Below are 21,348 nucleotides of genomic sequence, written 5' to 3'. Positions count from 1 at the left end.
ATTAATGTTTAACAAATTTAAAATCACGAATATGAAACGAATCTTTTTTATATTAATGCTTGCAGTAAGTGTATTTACAGTTCATGCACAAGAAATATCTCAAGATACGATTGTGGTCCATACTAAACCGACAACGGGTGATTATTACGAAAGTTTTACCCGTCCACTGACCTTCGATAGAATGATCCCGCCTTATGCTCTGGAGGTTACATTTAGTAAAACCGTTCATGTCATATTCCCATCAGCTATTCGCTATGTCGATTTAGGGTCGGCAGATCTTCTCGCAGCAAAAGCGGACGGAACGGACAATGTATTGAGAGTAAAGGCTGCTTTGCGGGATTTTAGTCGGGAGAGTAACCTGTCCGTCATTACAGAAGATGGTGCATATTATAGTTTTAACGTAAAATATGCAGATGAACCTGTAAAACTATCTGTTGAGATGACAGACTTTTTGCACGATGGCGAAGCGGTCAATCGCCCGAACAATGCTTTGGCGGTATATATGCAGGAATTGGGACAAGAATCACCCTTGCTCGTCAAGTTGATTATGCAGTCTATACACAAGAACAATGACCGTGAGATAAAGCATATCGGTAGTAAGCGTTTCGGAATACAGCACACGCTCAAAGGTATTTATACCCATAACGGACTATTGTATTTTCATCTGCAACTGAAAAATTCATCCAATGTACCTTTCAATGTGGACTTTATCACCTTTAAGATTGTAGATAAAAAAGTAGCCAAACGTACCGCTATTCAGGAGCAGGTGATTTGGCCACTTCGTGCCTACAATAATTTGATGTTGATAGGTGGGCAGCAAACAGAACGCATGATTTTTACTTTGGCGAAATTTACAATTCCCGATGACAAAATGTTGGTTGTGGAACTCAATGAACAGGAAGGTGGACGCCATCAGCGATTTACTTTGGATAATGCCGATCTGATTCGAGCGAAAGTTATCAACGAATTGAAAGTGAAATAAAAGTAGCAGACTTTTTTATTAACATATAGACGATATAATCATGAGAAAAATAATAATGTTAATAGTTGTGTTGTGTTTCGCCTTTTCGGGCGGAGCATACGCTCAACGTTCACTATCGGGGATGCGGGGCATACAACTCATGGGTGGTATGGTGGATGGAATATATTCGTCCAAGAACGACAATGAAGCGGGGTACTATTTTGGTGTAGCAATGGCGACTTATACCAAGAACGGCAACAAATGGGTGTTTGGAGCAGAGTATCTGGAACGCTATTATCCCTATCGGGAAAAACGATTACCAATAGCTCAATTTACGGCTGAAGGCGGTTATTACTACAACTTTTTGACTGATCCGTCCAAAACAGTTTTTCTCTCTTTGGGAGGTTCTGCCCTTGCAGGCTATGAAACATCGAATTGGGGCGAAAAGACCTTATATGATGGTTCTACACTCCAACATAAGGATGCCTTTATCTATGGTGGAGCTATCACATTGGAGATTGAAACGTACCTGACTGACCATGTTGTATTGCTGGTTACAGGACGGGAACGCATCTTGTGGGGCTATTCCACGGGGCATTTTCATGGGCAGTTCGGTGTAGGAATCAAATTTATAATCAACTAAGAGACAATACAAAATGAAAAAAATAAAAACTTTCTTCGGAATAACAGCGTGGCTGGCAGTGATAATGCTGCTGGCCTCAGCCTGTAGTAGCGATATGGATATTAATAAGGTTTACGCATTTGATCTGGTTTGTATGCCAGTTCAGAAAAAAATCGTTCAGGGAGAGGTGGCGGAAATCCGTGCACAGATTGTAAAGGAGGGTAACTTTCAAGATTCTAAGTTCTACATCCGGTATTTTCAAGTGGATGGCAAAGGTCAATTAGAACTCGATAAAGGGACTATCCTTCTACCAAATGACTTGTATCTTTTGGAAAAGGAAACGTTTCGGATGTATTACACTTCCCATTGTACCGACCAACAAGTGATAGATGTCTATATCGAAGATAGCTTCGGGCAGGTGGTACAAAAGACGTTTTCTTTCCAAAATGACCGAGGTGACGAGGAAGATTTACCAATAGAAGCGGAATAGCCATGATGACGATGATGGTAATCTCATACATAGTTACTTGGGTAAATATGATTTATGCTTATGTGACTGCTCCTACAGACGTTGAACTGTGGGGTGAAGAAATAGAATAGTGAATAACCAGATAAACGCCTGAATATTTTTTGGGCGTTTATCATATTTAATATTGACAATGAAATATATAATAATCCTATTTATAGCGTTACTTCATCTATCAGTATCGGCACAAGAGATCAATTCATCGAATAGAAAATCACAAATAGAACAATGTACAAAGCCGATTTATTCAATCACAGAATTTTGGCAAATAGCGGATTCTTTACAACTGACTATTGATGAATTGTCTGACTATCCCGTAATATTTCCGATAAAAAAAGTACAACATATCTCATCAGGGTTCGGGATGCGGAAACACCCATACTATAAAAGACGAAAATTCCATACAGGAATTGATATTCCGAAAGCTAAAGGAATTCCGGTTTATGGCACAGGCAACGGAATAGTGATCGCCATAGGTTATGATTCAGGATATGGATATTTTGTAGAAATTCAGCACGCTGGTGGTTTTCGATCATTCTACGCACATTTAAGTCGGATATTGGTAAATGTGGGGGATCGGGTCAGTATCACTCAACAGATTGCTTCTGTTGGTAGTACGGGAATAGTAACGGGTAATCACTTGCATTACGAAATAAGGAAAGGGAGACGTTATTTGAATCCGGTAGGTTGGTGCTTGTGCTTGAAATCTATTTTACGGTTTCAATTTATCTTTTTATAACTCTATTTGAAGTTAAATTGCTTATTCACATAAAAAGTCACCTATTTTATCGAATGTTATTTTAAACTGGTAGTCAATCTCATCCTTATCCTTTTCATTTACAGGAAATGGATTTTCATGCGTATATCTATATGGATAATCTAAAACCTCAATCTTGATGGGGATATCTCTACGTACTCCTTGTAAAGTATTTATCACTTCGTAAGGAGGTACTACTTCATCTTTTTGTAAAACAATACTATAAAACCGGTCACTCATTTTGCGGAACAGTTTTTCACGGTATGCGGTAAATGTATTATAATTTAACATACATTGAAAATTTATACCTTCCGGTTCTCTGTTCATATAGTCGTAAAGTTTCCGGTCTCTTCGCATATGGCTTTTCAAGTGCTCTACAACAAATGAATATAAGCTGACATTGGCCTCACTATCCAGGATAAATTTCGAGACAGGAGATAACCTGTTAAAAACAGCGCCTCCACAGAAAGTTGCATATTTGGATTTAGAGAAATAACCATTCTTATTACTCATCATTAAGATCTCTCCAAGAAAAGTCCCTATTGAATAAGAGAAAAAATCAATTGTGGCATCGCTTTCTATAGCCGGATGATTCCCCGATTTAATATCCTCGACGAAGTCTATAATATCATAGTAAGATTGCAACCCGGACCAGATAAAACGTTGGGGTTTATTGTGAAGACGGGTACTGATCGCAACATTTGATAAACTAGAACAGATAATATCAGGATGTCGCAACTTTCGTTGTTGGCTGACCTCATACATCTTATGAGAATCACTCCACAGGGATGGAGCCCTGTTCATATGGAAAGCTATGGGGAACATGACAATAGCCTTTCCTGTCTTATCAGCTAGCTGTTTAGCCCAGGGAAGATATTTAGCCCAATATTTTTCATTAAATCCATGAAACATTAGAATAATACCCTTTGACTTGAGGATGGTTGATGACATAATAACATGGTAACGGAATTTTATGTTTTCCTGTATTTGCGCATCTTTCTTATTTAACATTTTCTGGATAATATCCGGCTCATAGTCCGTAGGCATTGCCGGTTTATATTCATAGTCATCCCTATTTGCAAATCCTCCGGGTAAAAAATCTTTTTGTTTAGAAATAAATGTGAAATTTCTCATGACAAGATTTTTGTCAATTGCAATCTTGTCATCTGTATAATTCTCTATAGACTTCAAATAATTATATAAATCTAAATATTGCATAACTTATGCTATTTATATTAAGATTACTCTTTTATCGAATTCTTTCGTTTGGAATTTTATCCATGCAAAATAATTATAAAAGTCTGAAAATTGCAAGAGAAAATAAAACATCATATAAAGGCACTTTTCTTCCCTATGCTATCCGGGAAAAAAGACTCATAGGGCATAAGATTATAGTCTTAGCCAATTATTCTCTTATCAAAAGGAGAAGGTAGATCCTATAATTTATAAAATCAGCAATATATCGATTCTTTTTCGTATCTTAGCACTTTAAGCAATCGAGTTTATATTGTATCTTTCTTCTCAGTGTTTTGCTCCGCCTCCTATTTAGCGGATCTTCCCATCGTCAAAATCGACATCAAAATCAGCTTTTTTGTTAATAGTATTAATCGGTTACGAGAATGTGTAAAGCAATTTGTCGTAACACATTTTTGTAAATTAGATGAAATCATTTTTTATTGGAAATCTGGAAGTAAAACTTCCTGTTATTCAAGGTGGAATGGGTGTCGGTGTATCCCTGTCCGGATTAGCATCGGCTGTTGCCAACGAAGGAGGTATCGGCGTAATATCATGTGCCGGTTTAGGCTTAATTTATCACAAATCGCCCGGAGACTATCTAAGCAAATGTATTTCCGGACTAAAAGAAGAAATTCAAAAAGCGAGAGCGAAAAGTAAAGGCATAATCGGTGTAAATATTATGGTTGCCCTCACCAACTATGCAGACATGGTAAAAACATCGATTGCTGAAAAAGTGGATGTTATATTTGCCGGTGCAGGTCTTCCCTTCGATTTACCCTCCTTCCTGACCGATGATAGTAAAACAAAACTCGTACCGATTGTTTCTTCTTCAAGAGCAGCCAAAATAATATGTGACAAATGGAAAAACAACTATGGGTATTTACCCGACGCCATTGTTGTTGAAGGCCCTAAAGCCGGAGGCCATCTAGGCTTCAAGGTGAATCAGCTTGATGATGAACAATATTCTTTGGAACATCTTATCCCCGAAGTGGTAAGCATCACTGATATGTATAAAGACGAAAAAAATATACCGGTAATTGCTGCAGGGGGAATCTCCTCGGGAAAAGACATACTTCGCTTTATCGAAATGGGTGCTTCAGGTGTTCAAATGGGAACTATATTTGTTACCACCAATGAATGTGATGCTTCCGAGACATTTAAAAATGTCTTCGTAAAGGCAACACAAGAAGATATAAAGATCATACAAAGTCCTGTAGGGATGCCTGGTAGAGCCATTAATGGCGAGTTTATTCAGAGTGTGGAAAATGGCAATGAGACACCCAAAAGTTGCCCCTTCCATTGCATAAAGACATGTGACTATACCAAAAGTCCCTATTGTATTGTTCAATGCCTTTATCAGGCAGCAAGAGGTAATATGAAAAAAGGTTACGCTTTCACTGGCATTAATGTACACCTGTCTCAGAAAATATCAAGTGTAAAAGAAGTTATATCTAATCTCAAAGCTGAATTCTTGAATGCAGCATTAGAAAAGGCAAGGGTATAAGCAAGCAAAGGTTGGTAGCATATTCTTTCCATTATACCATCTTTATAAAGGATATACCTTCTTTTGAACTTTTTAAAAAGACAGGGCAGGTAGTAATTTAAGCCATCAGTTGATACCAAACAACTGATATTATATAATTAATTAAAACTGCTTCATTGATCGTGAAACAGTAAAAATCACAAAGTTACTGTTATTCAAATGTAACAGTCCAAAATTTAAACATGACATTTAAAGAATTAAATATTATTGAGCCCGTTTTGAAGGCTCTGAATGAAAAAGGATATACACATCCGACGCCAATACAACAGCAGGCTATAGCTCCTGCACTGGATAATCGCGATATACTCGGCTTGGCACAAACCGGTACAGGTAAAACTGCTGCATTTTCATTACCGATCATACAGCAATTACATTCAAACAAAGTACATAGTAAAAAAAGGGATATCAGAGCATTGATATTAACTCCTACCCGGGAGCTGGCAATTCAAATTAATGAAAACCTGAGAGACTATACTCTTTATACAGGTATACGCCACTGTGTGATATATGGAGGAGTGAAACAACATGCTCAGGTAAATGAACTAAAAGCAGGAGTAGATATATTAGTCGCTACTCCGGGGCGTCTGCTGGATTTAATGAATCAGAATATTATCAGCTTAAACTCTATTCGTCATTTTGTGCTGGATGAAGCTGACCGCATGCTGGATTTGGGATTTGTTCACGACATCAAGCGTTTGCTGCCTAAGCTACCCAAAGAAAAGCAAACACTTTTCTTTTCAGCCTCTATGCCTTCCTCTATCGCTGCTCTTTCACGCTCTATCTTACATCATCCGGTAAAGGTGGAGGTTGCTCCGGCTTCGTCGGTTGTTGATACGATAGACCAATATATTTATTTTGTGGAAAAACAAGAGAAAAAAGACCTGCTTATAACCTTATTGAGAAAAGACAAAAAGAAGTCTGCCCTTATATTTTCCCGCACCAAGCACGGGGCTGACAAGATAGTTCGGATACTTAGTCAATCGGGAATAGGCAGTGCGGCTATTCATGGGAATAAATCTCAGAACGCAAGGCAACGAGCCTTATCCGATTTCAAATCTCATAAAATACAAACCCTGATAGCAACAGATATAGCAGCCAGGGGAATTGATATCGATCATCTGGAGTTGGTGATAAACTATGATCTGCCGGATGTAGCCGAAACTTATGTACACCGTATAGGACGTACAGGAAGGGCTGGCAACACGGGTACTGCCCTGACATTCTGTGCCCAGGATGAGCAGGTTATGCTTCGCGATATCCAGAAGCTGACGGGTAAAAAGCTTGTTGTATCAAGCTAATGTTAAACATAAAAAAAACGAATATGGGAGCAAAACAAAAATCTTCAACAAATAAGAAGGAAGGGGAAATAACCCGTTCGGAAAGAACATCGGTAAACCAGCAAGCTGAATTGATACTAAAGAACATCAAGGAGAAAGCCGGGGCTGTTGTTCGTGTGGCAATTACCAGTAGAACAACAATCGAACTTCCGGCATATCTCTCGCAAGCAGAGGTGGATGCACGCGTGGAAAACTATCTTAGATTACATGCTTCTAAGATATAAGTCCGTTCAGAATTTTTTCCTGGCGAATAAGATCAAACCAGAAAAACGATGAATTCGCAATCGGTCTGCTCTTTCGAATCTTAAAACAAGAGCGAAATAAACATACCCTTTAATCCAAAATAAAGATTTTAAGAATAAATATGGCGAGTACATTTAATAAAAAAGAGATAGAAAAAAAGAAGCAACAAAAAAGAAGAGAGAAAGAACAAAAAAGGGAAGAAAGAAAAAATAATCCTGCCGATTCTTTTGAGGATATGATTGCTTATGTGGATGAAAACGGAGTTATAACCAATACTCCTCCTGATCCTACTAATAAACGAAAAATCAAGATCGAAAGTATCGCTGTTTCTACACCGAAAAAAGAAGATCTGGAAGATCCCATATTGAATGGACGTGTAGAACATTTTAATCCCGACAAAGGGTATGGTTTTATTAAACATACAGGAAGTACGGATAAATATTTTTTCCATGTCAGTAGTGCTCCAGCCTCCATAAAAGAAGGACATCCGGTATCATTCGAGTTGGAACGTGGCAAGAAAGGGATGAATGCTATTAATATCAGGCTTGTCAATTAGCTGTCAACTTATATAAAAAGTGGATGCAGAACTAAATACAGACTTTTCTTCAAAGAAAAATCTATCTGAATACAAAAAATAAGGTAGCCCCACCGGAGCTACCTTATTGTATATCGAATCTGTCAAAAACGTATCAATATCTGTTGTTATAACCACCCCTATTATTTGCGTAAGAGTTGTTACTTTTTTCCTGACGGGGTCTTGCTTCAGAAACAGAAATAGTTCTTCCGTCATATTCAGCTCCGTTCAATTCTGAGATTGCTTTATTAGCTTCTTCGCTGTTATCCATTTCAACAAATCCGTAACCTTTAGATCTGCTGGTATTACGGTCCATAATAACTTTAGCTGAATTGATCGCTCCATACTCCTCAAAAAGAGTGTTTAAATCGGTATCGTTAACATCGTAACTCAAACCTGCAATAAAAATGTTCATTGTAAAAAAAATTATAAAATAAATAATCAGATGAGAATTACGGCAAATAAACACTTTAAACTAAAAACTCGTAGAATTGAAGGATAAATATGAAATCTGGAATAAAAACTCAAATATTTAAAGCAAAGATACGGTTAAATATATAGATACCACTATGTTTATGCTTTAAAATATTGGCATAGTGTTAATTGTTGTCTTTTTCATATGCATAATACGTAATTTTAACTAACAATTGAAACCTAATTTTACATTCAGGGTAATTTTTTACTATTTATATCTAAATTGGATTTTTGATAAAAGACAGATTATTTTATTTTTGCTTTACATAGACCTTTCTCTATTCGAGAAGTAAGCCTTTACAGATCTAAACTCCGGTATGGGTATTCACCGCTATTTATAAATACAATTAATACTTACCGGAAAAGATGGATCGAAAAAAAATATTGTATTTTTAAGATGAAATTAATCATTGCCTATAATAGCGGGCATGACATAAATACTCGATCAAAGATATGAATGACAAGCTAATCGATGAAACTGTTAAGAGGTATATCAGAGAATACGACCGTTATAAAAAACTGGCTGATATAGTTTTTAGTATGTGTCAAAACATAGTCCAGAAAAACCTGACTATACGGGCTACCGTCCAACATCGGGCAAAGAGTCCGGCAAGCCTGGCCGAAAAATTAAGAAAAACCAATAAATATAAATCGGTAGATAGTGTATTTGAGGGTATAAGTGATCTGGCGGGCGTACGTATTATCACTTATCAGGAAGTAGATCGGGCTAAGGTAGTAAACGAAATCAAACAGATATTTGTCGGCAAGTTTGAAAAGCCAATAAGAATAGAGATTAAAGATAAAAACGGGGATAACGGCAAATACTATAAAGCTACACATTGCCAGGTAGCTTTACCTTCAGAATATTTAATTGAGAATTTCAACTTAAAAAACACAACTTGTGAAATACAGGTATGCAGCCTTTTATCTCATGTATATAATGAGATAGAGCATGATTTGCAATATAAGCCACGTACGGGAAATTTATCTAATGAGGAGAAACAGCTGATCAATCAATTGGCTTTAATTACCGAATCGGGAGACACTGTTATTCGAAAACTTTTAGAGGCTACAAATGACAGGCTGAAAAAGCATAAAGGAGAGTTTGTAGATGTGCATGATTTTGCTGTCCGGATGGGGGAATTATTGAAAGTCGGGGAATCTTTCTCAAATAATGCAGGGTTATTATATGATCAATTCGTCAGTATGAGACTAAACTCACCTGAAACAATTATGTCTACTCTATTAAATCATGGGGAGGATCTTGTTGATGCAGCTATCCGGCAATATGAGATATTCTCCCAATATATTGCTACCAGAAAAATCAATATTACAATAGATAAAAATTCGTCTGACTTATTGTTGTTATTATTGTTGAGAAAGAAAGTTGCTGTAATATTAAAGGATAATACATTTATTTCTGAAAATAACAGGACATTGCGTTTAAGACGCATTGCACAGCTTTATCAGGATATGCTGTTGACGTAAAAGGTAATAAGATATTTTACGAGCTAGCACATACTAAATAACAGCTTAAAGGAATATACAAAACGGACATAATCAGCTTATTTATATTGTCTAGGCATTCAATGTATTTGAACCGAATATTACCCGAATCTTACAATTAGGAATTAAAGAAAGTCTCTATTAATCGCTTTTCTTTAATTTTGTTCTAATTCATAGAAATATTATCTATTGGCAAAAAGGAGTGTTTGTTTTTAATTTTCATTTCGGTCATAGATGTACATAAATTACTGTAAGCTGATGACTTTTGTAGGCTATTATGCTACATTTTTCTGATTATCTGTTTGTTAAAAACACTTGATTAAGCTTCCTGCATCTCAAATTATCTTGAGTCGTTTTTTGTAAAGTTTTTGAGATCATAAATAACCATGAATCTGCATGGGTGTATAGCCAGCCAAGCTGTCATTATGTCATTTTTTATATTTGGTATATACATGAAATAATGTTCTTAAATAAGGTATTGGATAAATTTATTTATACATGGTTAATTGTTGTTAATCACATAGATGGTTCCACTTATTTTGGCATTGGATTTGATTTATCAATTATGTAGTATTACTTATGTCAAACTAAAATAATGGAGGATTAAGCTATGTCATTAGTTAGATTTAGAGACAATTTCCCAACATTATTCGATCGCTTCTTTGAAAATGATTGGTTTGATTTGGGAAACCGTAGTTATTCTACGACAAACACAACATTGCCATCTGTAAATATCAAGGAAGGTAACGAAAATTTTGAGGTAGAAGTTGCCGCCCCTGGCTTTTGCCGGGAAGATTTCAAAGTTGAACTAAGTCATGATCTTCTTACTGTTTCATCAGATAAAAAAGTAATGAATGAAACTAAAGATGATCAGCAATTTACCCGTAGAGAGTTCAGTTATCAGTCATTTAGCCGCTCCTTTACACTACCCAATATTGCCGATAGTGAAAAGATTGAAGCTAAATATGAAAACGGAATTTTAAAAATAGTTATACCGAAGAAAGATGGAGCTAAGTCCAATCCTGTTCGTCAGATTTTGATTGAATAGGTCCTTTCAATGCCGGCTTGGATTAGAGTCCAAGTCCGGCATTCTTGAACCAAATAAACCTGTGAAATATAATTTATTTAAGTGAGATATCAATAATTGAACTAAATCACTAGCTTCTTTCAAGAAGCTAGTTTACCGAATAATTATCGCTTAATTAACAGTTTAGAATATTGTATAACGATAAAAATTAATAGGGTTATGAAACAATTATTAATATTCGTTATTGCTTTGTCAATATTGCTAACCGGGTGTGATAAAAACAAGAATGCAGCTACTCATGAAGATAATATTCCTGATACTTCTTCTATCATAAAAGTAAATAAAGAATATGGTAAGGATGGGAACATTGTGAGCTACGACTCAACCTATTCTTTTTATTTTTCGAATATCAAAGGAAATACATTAATAGGTGATAGTATCTTCAATTTGTTCCAGGATCGATTGTATCAAGAATATCCTTTTTTTCGGCAACAATATTTCTTTAATGATTTGTTTTTTCAGGATTCACTTTTGAAGTATGATTTCTATAAAAAAGATTTTTTCTCTAACCGGTTTAGAAATAATCGAAGGAAAATCGACAGCCTATTTTTACAAATGGATATTTTAAAAAATAATTTTTTCCAACATCAATTCAAAGGAGGTAATGATTCTTCTGTAGTTCCACAAACTAAGTATTAAATTGAAAACATAAAAAATAGAAATATTATATTAAAAGCTCTAATTAAGGATATCTGAAAACAACATTATCTTACGCAATAATTATTCTTTCAATAATACAACAGGCTGGTCTAATTGTGGTGGACTGTTGTTTATATCTATATTTTTACGTTGAATATTAAACTAATTGTTATGTATAAGTTAAAAGATAATTTTAATTATGGAAGATTCTATTTTACAGTTTAATAATAATTCAAATTTTGTTTCAAATTTATATTCTGAGAATAAAGAACAATATGAGAATCTTTATAAAGAATGTTATCCGGTGGTCAGTTATACAAATCGGTTCCATGACTTTATTGTTGATCTTTTTGCCGCGGGATTTAAAGACAATGAATTAAATGTCTTTGTTGATAATGGCATACTAAATGTGGAAGGACGACAATTATATTCAGGATCCCATTTTCTGCGAAGCATAAAGATTCCCAACTATGTAGATTTACACCGTTATTATTATCAAATAAAAAATGGGCATGTAAAAGTTATTTTTCCTATTGAAAAATAAAAGCCTTCAATTTGAAGGCTTTTATTTTATCTATACCATTTTGTATATTGATTACTAATTAGTAAACAAATAAGGGATAAAGGAATAATTCTTTCAATTATTTGTGAAATAGATTAGTCAATAGATAATGAGGAGATAAATTCTAACTAAGCATTCCAAAATATTTATTGTTGCATTATTGTGTAGATTGTTAACATTTTGATAGATCAACTCTTAGAAAGTATTTCAAACAATGATTTAAAGAGAACAACAAAATTGATTTGCAGATAAAAATGAGAGTCTTGCTCTAGAAGATGGAAGTTTACATTTGTGTCAGATTTTAGTAAAGATAATTTCATGAATTATCTAAATAAGTAAGGAGTAAATATTTCTAAAAAAATATACTGAATACATGTGGATTAAGGTTGGAGTTGTTACTAGTATTATTACAGATATAGCCACGATAGCGACAATGGCCGAATTTTTTTGCTACAAATGTTTTGCTCTCAAGGGCTCTTGCTCTTGGATTTTATCATAATATTTTTTTCTAACATTCATCGGAAAATCATTTTGATAAAAATACCGTCGAAAATCAGGTGTATCATTCCTTTCAATTACTTCCATAATATTCTTCAAAGCTAACTTTTGAGTATCACTCACATAGTCAGGGAATCCTCCAGTTTCATAATAAGTACTTAATAAATCCCATTCTTCCTTTGTTACTTTAGTGTTAAATAAGTAATACTCATTTGCAACGATCTTACCTTTGTCATTATAAACACATAAGGCTTGAGAACTTGTTGAGTGTAATACCCCTTTAACGTATTCTAATCGCTTAGATTTAAACTGAATTTTTTGTTTTGGCTTTTGTTCAAACACATAACGCAAAAAGCCTTCTCCTTCTTTTTTTATTAAGTTAATTTCGGAATATAAGAACTCATAACTATCATCTTTACTTATACTGTTTATGACATATTGGATCTCAACCACTGGATCAAAATAGGCAGATGAAAATAAATTATAAATATGATGCTTGCGAGAAATATTGCCATTTTTACTTTCATAAAATTGATATTTTACATACACCTCATAGTCTAAAAGGCTGCGTAAAGCTCTTGTAATTAAGTTATTCTGTAAACATTTTCGATACCAAGAGAAACGGTTACTGTTTTTGATCTCTTCTCTATTTTCCTTTATCTTTCTTTTAACTTCAGCAGCTCTTTCAGCATCAGCTTTTTCCCTCTCTTGTGCTTTTAGTACTTTTTCAAAATCAAGCTGCTTTTTTTCTTTAGTCAGTTCATTCTGAATATCATCTTCAAGGCATAAGAGATTTTTTATAAACTTTTCTTTACTGTATTTTAGAATTTTACATTTGAGATGCGGAGTTAATCTGATAATTTGATCTGAAAAATCAAGAAACAGATTTTTTTTGTAAAAATATTCTGAATTAAGCCACTTCCTTACTTTTTTAAGAAAAGATATAATAACATCATTGCTTTTATATGATGTCATGTAAAATTCAATATTCTTACTAGAAAGATCAGTAAACTTAGGAAAGGTAGAGATAGAAGAGAAGTCTGTAAAATCTAATATTAAGTATGGTGTATACCCCAGTGCTTCATGAGCTATAAACCTAGAGTCAATTTCATTTAGAGAAACCTCCAATGAATGCTGAAACTCTATAGCTGTAGTATTTACAAGGCTATCAATTCGGTGCATCTCTCCTTCATGTTCGACTACGACTTCATACGTCCGAATATTTCCAGCTTCCAATCCATAATTATATTCAATACATTTATATTGCCAATCTGAGTGCCATGCACACATCGGATTATCAGCCTTTACTTCTTGGAACGCTGTTTTTCTTCGGAGATATGATTTTCTATTCTCTGAACAGATAACTGAAATAAAAATATCATCATAAAAACGATACCATATTCGATATTTTGGTATTGCTTCAGAAATAGATTGTATATCAATAATTGTTCTTGGCATGACTCATTACAAATAAAACATCAATTAAAGGTAAAACATTCAGAGTAAAGTTACAATCTTTACCATTATTACTACTTCATTTATTTACATAATATATTGGACTCTGTCGGCTTTTTGCTTCTTTTTCTCCGCATAAAGTCCTGCTAACGGCTCATGGAAAAACCTTAGATTTACATCCAACGTTTTGTAACTATATGAACAGAGAGTTTATATCTAAAACTTCTGATTTTATTTAGACTCATTTACAAACAATAAATTTTTTATTCATTTATATTTATTCTAAAATGAAAGGAAAATAATAAGTGAACCATATGAAAAAATAGTTATTTAAGGACTATGCTTCTATTTAGGACTTATTGTTATTCTTGAATTAGACCTATATAAGAATTTAATCTATGTGTTTTTAAGGTTTTTAGGATATATTCAAGCACCTTTCTCTATTGTAAACTTTTAAATTGATTTAGTCATGGGAAATTATTATTTTCTTGGTATTGATGTAAGTAAGAGAAATTTGGATTGCTGTTTGTTTTGCAACGGTGTTGTTGTAAGACAGGATGTTATTCTTAACTATCAAAAGAGTATTGAAAAATACCTATTTGATATTTGTGTTGATCAGGATACTGAACCTGATTGTTTAGTAATCTGTGCCGAATATACAGGCATGTATATTTACCCCTTGATTGTTGCTTGTCAATCTAAAGACTACAAACTTTGGATTGAGGATCCAACACAAATAAAGTATAGCTCTGGATTACAAAGAGGGAAAAATGATAAAATAGATGCTCAGCGTATTGCTTTATATGCATATCGTTATGTCGACAGGATTAAAGTATATTCTCGTCCATCTGTTAGCATTGAAGCATTGAAATTACTTTCTACTGAATTGAGTATGCTATGTAATGATAGACAGAAGTATCAAGCTCAATTATCAGATCAAAAAGAGTATATGGCTGACAATATTTACAAGTCAAAACTTAAACGGTTGTCATTATTAATGAAACAATTGGATAAAGCCATTAAATCTATCGAAGATGAAATTGAGATCATTATTACAAAAGATGAATTATTATTCCATCAAATGAAATTATTGATGAGTGTCGAAGGTATAGGACGTAAAACCTCTTTAAAGATGATACTGGAGACTCATGCTTTTACTCGGTTTCCAGATAGTCGAAAGTTTTGTTGTCATGCAGGAGTAGTACCGTTTAGCTATTTATCAGGTAGTAGCCAACATTCCCGCAATCGTGTTTCACAGAGAGCTAATAAAAGTATCAAATCACTCTTACATTTAGCTGCTTTGTCTGCCATCCAAAACAAGAAAAGTGAATTGAGAATCTATTATGACAGAAAAGTCGCAGAGGGTAAAAATAAAATGTCTGTATTAAATGCTATCCGAGCCAAACTTATTGCTCGAATGTTTACTGTTATAAAGAATGACAAGCTTTATGATTTCAACTATATAAACCAATATTCAAAATAATAATATATAGTTCGTATTATTGCGAATTAAAAATATATTCGTATATTCGCGAACGATAAATATAAATAGATATGTCAAAGAAAGAACTTACAGCCGAACAAGAACAACTCGCACGTTTCGCAAAAGCAATGGGGCATCCTATCCGCATCGCCATATTAGAAATGCTTGCCAACGAATCATGTTGCTATCATGGCGATATGTCGGAAGTATTACCTATTGCTAAAAGCACCCTTTCTCAACATTTAAATGAATTGAAGGATGCAGAGCTAATACAGGGAACAATCACTCTACCAACAGTTAAATATTGCATAAACGAAGAAAATTGGGAGAAAGCAAAAAAGATGTTTTCTGCATTTTTTGTAGAGATCAATAATGGAGAAACTTGTAGCAATAAATAAAAAATTTCTGTTCAGTGTTCGTGTATTCACGAAATACGAACGGTATGTAATAATACGAATGATTAATTTTTGATAATAAAATATGAAAATACTTATTCTTTGTACAGGTAATAGTTGTCGTAGCCAAATGGCACACGGCTTCTTACAGTCTTTTGACCCTAAGTTATTGGTCTATTCCGCAGGCACACAGGCAAGCGGAAAAGTAAACCCCAAAGCAATAGAAGTGATGCACAATGCAGGAGTAGACATTTCGCACCATACATCCGACAGCATAGATACATACATCAATGATGAATGGGACTATGTGATTACCGTTTGCGGTGGAGCAAATGAAAGCTGCCCCTCATTTTCGGGAAAAGTAAAGAATCGTTTGCACATCGGATTTGATGATCCGTCCGAAGCCACAGGAACACCCGAATTTATACAATCCGAGTATATCAGGGTGAGGGACGAAATAAAAAAAGCATTTTACGAACTATACACTAATAAGATAAAAGGCTATGAGTAAAAGAAAAATGAGTTTCTTAGATAAGAACTTAACACTTTGGATATTCCTTGCAATGGCTATCGGGGTAGCTTTAGGTTACTTTATACCTTCTTTTAGTGGTTATATAGATTCCATGTCAAGCGGAACAACAAACATTCCTTTGGCAATCGGTCTTATCCTGATGATGTACCCGCCATTGGCAAAAGTCGATTACAAACTATTGCCGAAAGTATTTACCAATGTAAAAATATTGGGTACATCTTTATTTCTAAACTGGATTGTCAGCCCTATTTTAATGTTCATTTTAGCCATTACCTTTTTACAAGACTATCCCGAATATATGGTCGGAGTTATCCTTGTCGGTTTAGCCCGTTGTATTGCAATGGTACTTGTTTGGAATGATCTGGCAGAAGGCAATAGGGAGTATGGGGCGGGGCTTGTTGCTCTGAACAGTATCTTTCAGGTATTCTTTTATAGTTTCTATGCGTGGCTGTTTATAACCATATTGCCCCCTTATTTCGGGTTTGAAGGGGCTATCGTGGATATATCCATCGGTACGATTGCCGAAACAGTAGCCATCTATTTGGGTATTCCTTTTCTGATGGGTATTCTTAGTCGTTTAATCTTAGTAAAAGCAAAAGGAGAGCAATGGTATCAAGATAAATTTATTCCTGCAATCTCGCCTATAACACTGATCGCATTACTCCTTACCATCGTACTCATGTTCAGCCTCAAAGGAGAACTGATCGTACAAATACCAATGGATGTAGTACGCATTGCGATTCCTTTACTTATCTACTTTGTAGCCATGTTCTTTATCAGCTTCTTTGTCAGTAAAGCTATGGGAGCAAGTTACGACAAAAATGCGTCTATTTCCTTTACCGCAGCAGGAAACAACTTCGAACTGGCTATTGCTGTGGCTATCGGGGTATTCGGCATCCATAGCGGACAAGCCTTTGCAGGCGTAGTCGGTCCGCTTGTCGAAGTACCCGTACTGATCGCATTGGTAAATGTCGCTTTTTGGTTGAGAAAGAGATATTACAAAACAGAAAAACAACTTTAAAATAAACCATAATGAAAAAATCTATTCTTATCGCATTATTCACAGTCTTTCTGGTTTCTTGCGGAAACAAGAATACGGAAAGCAAACAGGCAGCAGAAATCGACACAAAGGAACAAGCCGTATCAATGGCTGATGCTTCCATAGTCAACGTATATTACTTTCATGGTAAACAACGTTGTAAAACCTGTATAGCTATTGAGAATGTAACTAAGAACGCAGTAGCCGACAGTTATAAAGATAATCCCAATGTCAGGTATGTAGAAGTAAACATTGACGAAGATCAAAATAAAGATTTGATAGAAAAGTATGAAATCGCTTTCAGTTCTTTACTTATAGTGAAAGCCGATAATACAACAGATCTGACCGAACAGGCTTTTGCCAATGCCGTCAATTCGCCCGATGTCCTTACGAGCCTTATCAAAGACGAAGTAAATAAACGCATTGATTGATGGAGTTTTTACAGCAAATAGTCGATAATTCGGATATTCCTTTACTGACAGCCTTCGTATTGGGGCTAATGACAGCGATAAGCCCCTGCCCGTTAGCTATGAATATAACAGCAACAGCTTATCTAAGTAAAGATATAGCCAACAGAAAACGTGTTTTTCTCAATGGTATATTTTATACATTGGGACGTATATTCAGCTATACCGCTTTAGGCTTGGTATTCTATTTCGGAGCAAGCAAATTCCATATCGCTAAAATGTTGCAGAATATAAGTGGTCTGTATCTGGGAATCGCTCTGGTTATCATAGGTATATTAATGCTCGATGTTATCAAGTTTAACATTCCCTTTCTCAACAAGCTCACAGCCAAAGTCAGCGAAAAGAAAATGAAAAATAACTATCTAAATGCCTTCTTTTTGGGAGTATTGTTTGCTTTAGCTTTCTGTCCGTATAGCGGAGTATTGTATTTCGGAGTGCTTATTCCTATGACAATAAGCAGTGCAACAGGATTGATTTTACCACCTGTTTATGCCATTGCCACAGGACTGCCTGTTATTATCATCGCCTACTTATTGGCTTACAGTATGTCTAATGTGGGTAAGTTCTACAACCGCATGAAAAGTTTTGAAGTCTGGTTCAGGCGTATTGTATCGGCTGTATTTATCGTAGTCGGAATATATTATGTTGTAATTAATATTTGAAAAAGTTGAATAAAATATGGAAATAATAATATTAGGAACAGGATGTGCCAAATGTAAAACAACTTATGACAGAGTAGCCAAAGTGCTTGCCGATACCAACAATACAGCTATTCTGAAAAAAGAAGAAGATATTTTGGAAATCGTTAAATATAACATCATGTCACTGCCTGCCGTTGTGGTGGATGGAGAAGTAAAGATAAAAGGCTATGTGCCGACAGAGGAAGAAATAAAACAAATAATCAATTAAATATAAAAACTATGTTGGATTTGAAATTAGATAACCGTAAAATAATGAAAATATATGATTCCGCATTATGTTGTCCTACCGGGCTATGCGGTGTAAATATAGACCCGGAACTGATGCGTATAGCCGTAGTTGTGGAAACCTTGAAACGAAAAGGGATTTCCGTAGAACGCTACAATCTGAAAGATAACCCACAGGTATATATAGACACAAAGGTTGTTAATGAATGTCTTATGAGAGAGACTGCTGATATATTGCCTATCATCATGTTGGGGGATGAAATAGTATTGACAAAGCAATACCCCTCTAACACTCAAATAGCCGAATGGCTCAACGTAAAAGAAGAAGAACTCACAGTAAAAAAATAAAAAAAATATCCCTTTCTATTCCAATGATTTAATCTGTTCGGTAAGAATGGGAAAGGGGGTTATTGCCTCAAAAAATAAAATAAATTAGAAATATGAAAAAGTATAATCCCTCAGTAATAGACCTGACAAAGTATATATTCTTCACAGGCAAAGGTGGTGTAGGCAAAACATCCATCGCTTGTGCAACAGCCGTAAACCTTGCCGATAGCGGTAAGAAAGTTCTACTTATCAGTACCGACCCTGCATCTAACTTGCAGGATGTCTTTAATATGGACTTGGATAACAAAGGCACACAAATAAAAGAAGTGCCTAACCTGACCGTTGTAAACCTTGCCCCCGAACAAGCAGCAGCCGAATACAGGGAATCGGTTATCACACCATTCAGAGGTAAACTCCCCGAAAGCGTAATCACGAACATGGAAGAACAGCTTTCAGGTTCATGTACGATTGAAATTGCAGCCTTTAACGAGTTCTCGGACTTTATAACCAATGAAGAAAAACGCAAAGGTTACGACTTCATAATCTTCGATACAGCACCAACTGGTCATACATTGAGAATGTTGCAATTGCCTTCTGCATGGAATACTTTTATTGCAGAGAATACTTCAGGAGCATCCTGTTTAGGACAATTATCGGGATTAGAGGGAAGAAAAGAAGTATATAAAAATGCAGTAGCAACGTTATCAGATAGTAAACAAACGACACTGATACTTGTCAGTCGCCCCGACGAAAGTCCCTTGAAAGAGGTAGAACGTTCATCCAATGAATTACTGGATTTGAATATCATATCTCAAAACCTCATTATAAACGGTGTGTTGGAAAATTATGACGAAAACGATGCTGTTTCCAAACAGATATACCAACGTCAGCAAAACGCCCTGAATAACCGTTCCGAAGCTTTATTAAAACTCAATACTTACATTGTTCCGCTTCGTTCCTATAATATGACAGGTATTGACAATATCCGTAATATGCTGAACAGTGACGTACAGACAGAAACAAAGGTCGCAGAAATAGATACGAAAGGTTTTCAAACGATTGACAATATCATTAACGACCTTTATAATTCCGGCAAACGGGTAATTTTTACGATGGGTAAAGGTGGTGTAGGAAAAACAACTATTGCGGGTAATATAGCAAGAGGGTTAGCTCAAAAAGGTGTAAAAGTACATCTGACAACTACTGATCCCGCTAATCACTTATCTTTTATCGAAACAAAGGTGGATGGTATCACAGTAAGCCATATTGACGAAAAAGCGGTATTGGCAGCCTATCAGAAGAATGTACTGGATAAAGCAAAAGAAACAATGGGTGATGCCGATTTAAGTTATATCGAGGAAGATTTGCGTTCCCCATGCACACAGGAAATAGCCGTTTTTAATTCCTTTGCCGAGATCGTAGCCAAAGCCGATAATGAAGTCGTAGTAATAGACACTGCACCAACAGGGCATACTTTGTTGCTTCTGGACTCAACACAAAGTTATCATAAGGAAGTAGAACGTACACAAGGAAATATAACTCCTGCTGTTCAAAATTTACTTCCCCGCTTGCGTAATGAGAAAGAAACAGAAGTCGTAATAGTAACTTTACCAGAAACTACCCCAGTATTTGAAGCACAACGATTGCAAGAGGACTTAAAACGTGCAGGTATCAAAAACAATTGGTGGGTAGTAAATTCAAGTTTATTGCTAACTCCGACAAACGACCCATTCTTGAAAACTAAGGCACAAAGTGAAATTCAATGGATTGAGAAAGTAAATGAAATTTCCAACGGCAACTTTGCCGTAATTGAATGGAAAGAGAATATCTGACATTTAAGGTAAAATAAAGCAGAAATCCCAAGATTCTTCTATCTTGGGATTTTTCTTAAAATTGAGTAAGGATAAAATACATCATACATTTGTTTCAATTCTATTTGCTATTTTTAGTAGCAGAGCCTTATCTTCCTCATTATTCCAGATTGACTTGTCTAAGCCCCAATAAAAAGCATGAAAAGTCCTTTTTGTATTGGTAAACTGCCCCGTATAATTTTTCCCTTTTGTAGAATAGAGTAGTAATACTTCCCCTTTTTTAACTTCGTAATCAGGAAACATATAACAATGTCTCAAAAGGTTTGATATACTCCCATCACTATTGTA

The 21,348-nt window shown here is 35.2% G+C and carries 25 protein-coding genes; 21 read left to right on the top strand and 4 right to left on the bottom strand.

Features of this window, described 5'->3' with window-relative positions:
- The first annotated feature begins 31 nt into the window (after window positions 1-31).
- The 4 genes from traN to K322_RS0112675 all read left to right on the top strand — a co-directional run bounded on the left by traN (window position 32) and on the right by K322_RS0112675 (window position 2,848).
- Complete coding sequence (traN, locus tag K322_RS0112690) at window positions 32-982, top strand: conjugative transposon protein TraN (protein WP_026627229.1); 951 nt, start codon at window positions 32-34, stop codon at window positions 980-982.
- 40 nt (window positions 983-1,022) lie between these two features.
- Window positions 1,023-1,604 (top strand): conjugal transfer protein TraO, encoded by a 582-nt coding sequence (locus K322_RS0112685; protein ID WP_084158576.1) that lies wholly within the window; start codon window positions 1,023-1,025, stop codon window positions 1,602-1,604.
- Window positions 1,605-1,617: 13 nt separating this feature from the next.
- On the top strand, window positions 1,618-2,073 hold the full coding sequence (locus tag K322_RS0112680) for a DUF3872 domain-containing protein (RefSeq protein ID WP_026627227.1): 456 nt from the start codon (window positions 1,618-1,620) through the stop codon (window positions 2,071-2,073).
- A gap of 169 nt (window positions 2,074-2,242) precedes the next feature.
- Window positions 2,243-2,848 (top strand): M23 family metallopeptidase, encoded by a 606-nt coding sequence (locus K322_RS0112675; protein ID WP_026627226.1) that lies wholly within the window; start codon window positions 2,243-2,245, stop codon window positions 2,846-2,848.
- Window positions 2,849-2,869: 21 nt separating this feature from the next.
- On the opposite strand, the gene K322_RS0112670 is transcribed toward K322_RS0112675, so the two are convergent.
- The gene (locus tag K322_RS0112670) at window positions 2,870-4,084 is read right to left on the bottom strand and encodes a DUF6051 family protein (RefSeq protein WP_026627225.1); all 1,215 of its coding nucleotides are present in this window, start codon (window positions 4,082-4,084) and stop codon (window positions 2,870-2,872) included.
- 442 nt (window positions 4,085-4,526) lie between these two features.
- On the opposite strand from K322_RS0112670, the gene K322_RS0112660 reads away from it, so the two are divergent.
- The 4 genes from K322_RS0112660 to K322_RS0112645 all read left to right on the top strand — a co-directional run bounded on the left by K322_RS0112660 (window position 4,527) and on the right by K322_RS0112645 (window position 7,781).
- Window positions 4,527-5,606 carry an NAD(P)H-dependent flavin oxidoreductase gene (locus tag K322_RS0112660; protein ID WP_026627224.1) on the top strand — a complete coding sequence of 360 codons (1,080 nt, stop codon included), beginning with the start codon at window positions 4,527-4,529 and terminating at the stop codon, window positions 5,604-5,606.
- A 221-nt stretch (window positions 5,607-5,827) separates the two neighbouring features.
- Complete coding sequence (locus K322_RS0112655) at window positions 5,828-6,943, top strand: DEAD/DEAH box helicase (protein WP_026627223.1); 1,116 nt, start codon at window positions 5,828-5,830, stop codon at window positions 6,941-6,943.
- A gap of 23 nt (window positions 6,944-6,966) precedes the next feature.
- Window positions 6,967-7,206, top strand: a complete 240-nt coding sequence (locus K322_RS0112650; RefSeq protein WP_051290785.1) for a hypothetical protein — start codon at window positions 6,967-6,969, stop codon at window positions 7,204-7,206.
- A gap of 140 nt (window positions 7,207-7,346) precedes the next feature.
- Window positions 7,347-7,781: a cold-shock protein gene (locus K322_RS0112645; protein WP_026627221.1), complete on the top strand. Its 435-nt coding sequence runs from the start codon at window positions 7,347-7,349 to the stop codon at window positions 7,779-7,781.
- 133 nt (window positions 7,782-7,914) lie between these two features.
- Here the strand turns inward: K322_RS0112645 and K322_RS0112640 are convergent, their stop codons facing one another.
- On the bottom strand, window positions 7,915-8,214 hold the full coding sequence (locus K322_RS0112640) for an RNA recognition motif domain-containing protein (RefSeq protein WP_026627220.1): 300 nt from the start codon (window positions 8,212-8,214) through the stop codon (window positions 7,915-7,917).
- 512 nt (window positions 8,215-8,726) lie between these two features.
- Between K322_RS0112640 and K322_RS0112635 the strand changes: the two genes are divergently transcribed.
- The 4 genes from K322_RS0112635 (at window position 8,727) to K322_RS0112620 (ending at window position 12,049) form a co-directional block, all read left to right on the top strand.
- A complete protein-coding gene (locus tag K322_RS0112635) occupies window positions 8,727-9,761 on the top strand; it encodes a GTP pyrophosphokinase (protein ID WP_026627219.1) in 1,035 nt (344 codons plus the stop codon).
- Window positions 9,762-10,389: 628 nt separating this feature from the next.
- Window positions 10,390-10,827 carry an Hsp20/alpha crystallin family protein gene (locus tag K322_RS0112630; protein ID WP_026627218.1) on the top strand — a complete coding sequence of 146 codons (438 nt, stop codon included), beginning with the start codon at window positions 10,390-10,392 and terminating at the stop codon, window positions 10,825-10,827.
- A gap of 198 nt (window positions 10,828-11,025) precedes the next feature.
- Window positions 11,026-11,505, top strand: a complete 480-nt coding sequence (locus K322_RS0112625; RefSeq protein ID WP_026627217.1) for a hypothetical protein — start codon at window positions 11,026-11,028, stop codon at window positions 11,503-11,505.
- 199 nt (window positions 11,506-11,704) lie between these two features.
- The gene (locus tag K322_RS0112620) at window positions 11,705-12,049 is read left to right on the top strand and encodes an Hsp20/alpha crystallin family protein (protein ID WP_026627216.1); all 345 of its coding nucleotides are present in this window, start codon (window positions 11,705-11,707) and stop codon (window positions 12,047-12,049) included.
- Window positions 12,050-12,517: 468 nt separating this feature from the next.
- Here K322_RS0112620 and K322_RS0112615 read toward each other — a convergent pair whose 3' ends face one another.
- Entirely contained in the window at window positions 12,518-14,023 is a 1,506-nt protein-coding gene (locus tag K322_RS0112615; RefSeq protein WP_026627215.1) for a hypothetical protein, read from the bottom strand.
- Window positions 14,024-14,489: 466 nt separating this feature from the next.
- On the opposite strand from K322_RS0112615, the gene K322_RS0112610 reads away from it, so the two are divergent.
- The 9 genes from K322_RS0112610 to arsA all read left to right on the top strand — a co-directional run bounded on the left by K322_RS0112610 (window position 14,490) and on the right by arsA (window position 21,021).
- Window positions 14,490-15,503, top strand: a complete 1,014-nt coding sequence (locus tag K322_RS0112610; RefSeq protein ID WP_026626770.1) for an IS110 family RNA-guided transposase — start codon at window positions 14,490-14,492, stop codon at window positions 15,501-15,503.
- 71 nt (window positions 15,504-15,574) lie between these two features.
- A complete protein-coding gene (locus K322_RS0112605) occupies window positions 15,575-15,901 on the top strand; it encodes an ArsR/SmtB family transcription factor (protein WP_026626771.1) in 327 nt (108 codons plus the stop codon).
- 82 nt (window positions 15,902-15,983) lie between these two features.
- Window positions 15,984-16,409: an arsenate reductase ArsC gene (locus tag K322_RS0112600; protein WP_026626772.1), complete on the top strand. Its 426-nt coding sequence runs from the start codon at window positions 15,984-15,986 to the stop codon at window positions 16,407-16,409.
- Entirely contained in the window at window positions 16,402-17,451 is a 1,050-nt protein-coding gene (gene arsB / locus K322_RS0112595; protein ID WP_026626773.1) for an ACR3 family arsenite efflux transporter, read from the top strand. The genes K322_RS0112600 and arsB overlap by 8 nt, the downstream gene beginning before the upstream one ends.
- Before the next feature lie 11 nt (window positions 17,452-17,462).
- Entirely contained in the window at window positions 17,463-17,900 is a 438-nt protein-coding gene (locus tag K322_RS0112590; protein ID WP_026626774.1) for a nitrophenyl compound nitroreductase subunit ArsF family protein, read from the top strand.
- Window positions 17,900-18,598 (top strand): aromatic aminobenezylarsenical efflux permease ArsG family transporter, encoded by a 699-nt coding sequence (locus K322_RS0112585; protein ID WP_026626775.1) that lies wholly within the window; start codon window positions 17,900-17,902, stop codon window positions 18,596-18,598. The genes K322_RS0112590 and K322_RS0112585 overlap by 1 nt, the downstream gene beginning before the upstream one ends.
- Window positions 18,599-18,614: 16 nt before the next feature.
- Entirely contained in the window at window positions 18,615-18,845 is a 231-nt protein-coding gene (locus K322_RS0112580) for a thioredoxin family protein (protein WP_026626776.1), read from the top strand.
- 11 nt (window positions 18,846-18,856) lie between these two features.
- Window positions 18,857-19,210, top strand: a complete 354-nt coding sequence (gene arsD, locus K322_RS0112575; protein WP_026626777.1) for an arsenite efflux transporter metallochaperone ArsD — start codon at window positions 18,857-18,859, stop codon at window positions 19,208-19,210.
- A gap of 92 nt (window positions 19,211-19,302) precedes the next feature.
- On the top strand, window positions 19,303-21,021 hold the full coding sequence (gene arsA, locus K322_RS0112570; RefSeq protein ID WP_026626778.1) for an arsenical pump-driving ATPase: 1,719 nt from the start codon (window positions 19,303-19,305) through the stop codon (window positions 21,019-21,021).
- Window positions 21,022-21,102: 81 nt separating this feature from the next.
- Here arsA and K322_RS0112565 read toward each other — a convergent pair.
- Window positions 21,103-21,348: hypothetical protein (locus K322_RS0112565; RefSeq protein WP_026626779.1), on the bottom strand; the 246-nt coding region annotated here is incomplete at its 5' end.

It is taken from the genome of Indolivaga capnocytophagoides DSM 22835 (genome assembly GCF_000426485.1).
GTDB classification, from domain to species: domain Bacteria; phylum Bacteroidota; class Bacteroidia; order Bacteroidales; family Dysgonomonadaceae; genus Dysgonomonas_A; species Dysgonomonas_A capnocytophagoides.
Note: the sequence above shows the minus strand (reverse complement) of the source record. Positions and strands in the feature narration are given on the sequence as shown.

Excerpts from the sequence above, each read along its gene's own strand:
- traN (WP_026627229.1), top strand. The coding sequence starts at position 32 with ATGAAACGAATCTTTTTTATATTAATGCTTGCAGTAAGTGTATTTACA.
- K322_RS0112685 (WP_084158576.1), top strand. The coding sequence starts at position 1,023 with ATGAGAAAAATAATAATGTTAATAGTTGTGTTGTGTTTCGCCTTTTCG.
- K322_RS0112680 (WP_026627227.1), top strand. The coding sequence starts at position 1,618 with ATGAAAAAAATAAAAACTTTCTTCGGAATAACAGCGTGGCTGGCAGTG.
- K322_RS0112675 (WP_026627226.1), top strand. The coding sequence starts at position 2,243 with ATGAAATATATAATAATCCTATTTATAGCGTTACTTCATCTATCAGTA.
- K322_RS0112670 (WP_026627225.1), bottom strand. The coding sequence starts at position 4,084 with ATGCAATATTTAGATTTATATAATTATTTGAAGTCTATAGAGAATTAT.
- K322_RS0112660 (WP_026627224.1), top strand. The coding sequence starts at position 4,527 with ATGAAATCATTTTTTATTGGAAATCTGGAAGTAAAACTTCCTGTTATT.
- K322_RS0112655 (WP_026627223.1), top strand. The coding sequence starts at position 5,828 with ATGACATTTAAAGAATTAAATATTATTGAGCCCGTTTTGAAGGCTCTG.
- K322_RS0112650 (WP_051290785.1), top strand. The coding sequence starts at position 6,967 with ATGGGAGCAAAACAAAAATCTTCAACAAATAAGAAGGAAGGGGAAATA.
- K322_RS0112645 (WP_026627221.1), top strand. The coding sequence starts at position 7,347 with ATGGCGAGTACATTTAATAAAAAAGAGATAGAAAAAAAGAAGCAACAA.
- K322_RS0112640 (WP_026627220.1), bottom strand. The coding sequence starts at position 8,214 with ATGAACATTTTTATTGCAGGTTTGAGTTACGATGTTAACGATACCGAT.
- K322_RS0112635 (WP_026627219.1), top strand. The coding sequence starts at position 8,727 with ATGAATGACAAGCTAATCGATGAAACTGTTAAGAGGTATATCAGAGAA.
- K322_RS0112630 (WP_026627218.1), top strand. The coding sequence starts at position 10,390 with ATGTCATTAGTTAGATTTAGAGACAATTTCCCAACATTATTCGATCGC.
- K322_RS0112625 (WP_026627217.1), top strand. The coding sequence starts at position 11,026 with ATGAAACAATTATTAATATTCGTTATTGCTTTGTCAATATTGCTAACC.
- K322_RS0112620 (WP_026627216.1), top strand. The coding sequence starts at position 11,705 with ATGGAAGATTCTATTTTACAGTTTAATAATAATTCAAATTTTGTTTCA.
- K322_RS0112615 (WP_026627215.1), bottom strand. The coding sequence starts at position 14,023 with ATGCCAAGAACAATTATTGATATACAATCTATTTCTGAAGCAATACCA.
- K322_RS0112610 (WP_026626770.1), top strand. The coding sequence starts at position 14,490 with ATGGGAAATTATTATTTTCTTGGTATTGATGTAAGTAAGAGAAATTTG.
- K322_RS0112605 (WP_026626771.1), top strand. The coding sequence starts at position 15,575 with ATGTCAAAGAAAGAACTTACAGCCGAACAAGAACAACTCGCACGTTTC.
- K322_RS0112600 (WP_026626772.1), top strand. The coding sequence starts at position 15,984 with ATGAAAATACTTATTCTTTGTACAGGTAATAGTTGTCGTAGCCAAATG.
- arsB (WP_026626773.1), top strand. The coding sequence starts at position 16,402 with ATGAGTAAAAGAAAAATGAGTTTCTTAGATAAGAACTTAACACTTTGG.
- K322_RS0112590 (WP_026626774.1), top strand. The coding sequence starts at position 17,463 with ATGAAAAAATCTATTCTTATCGCATTATTCACAGTCTTTCTGGTTTCT.
- K322_RS0112585 (WP_026626775.1), top strand. The coding sequence starts at position 17,900 with ATGGAGTTTTTACAGCAAATAGTCGATAATTCGGATATTCCTTTACTG.
- K322_RS0112580 (WP_026626776.1), top strand. The coding sequence starts at position 18,615 with ATGGAAATAATAATATTAGGAACAGGATGTGCCAAATGTAAAACAACT.
- arsD (WP_026626777.1), top strand. The coding sequence starts at position 18,857 with ATGTTGGATTTGAAATTAGATAACCGTAAAATAATGAAAATATATGAT.
- arsA (WP_026626778.1), top strand. The coding sequence starts at position 19,303 with ATGAAAAAGTATAATCCCTCAGTAATAGACCTGACAAAGTATATATTC.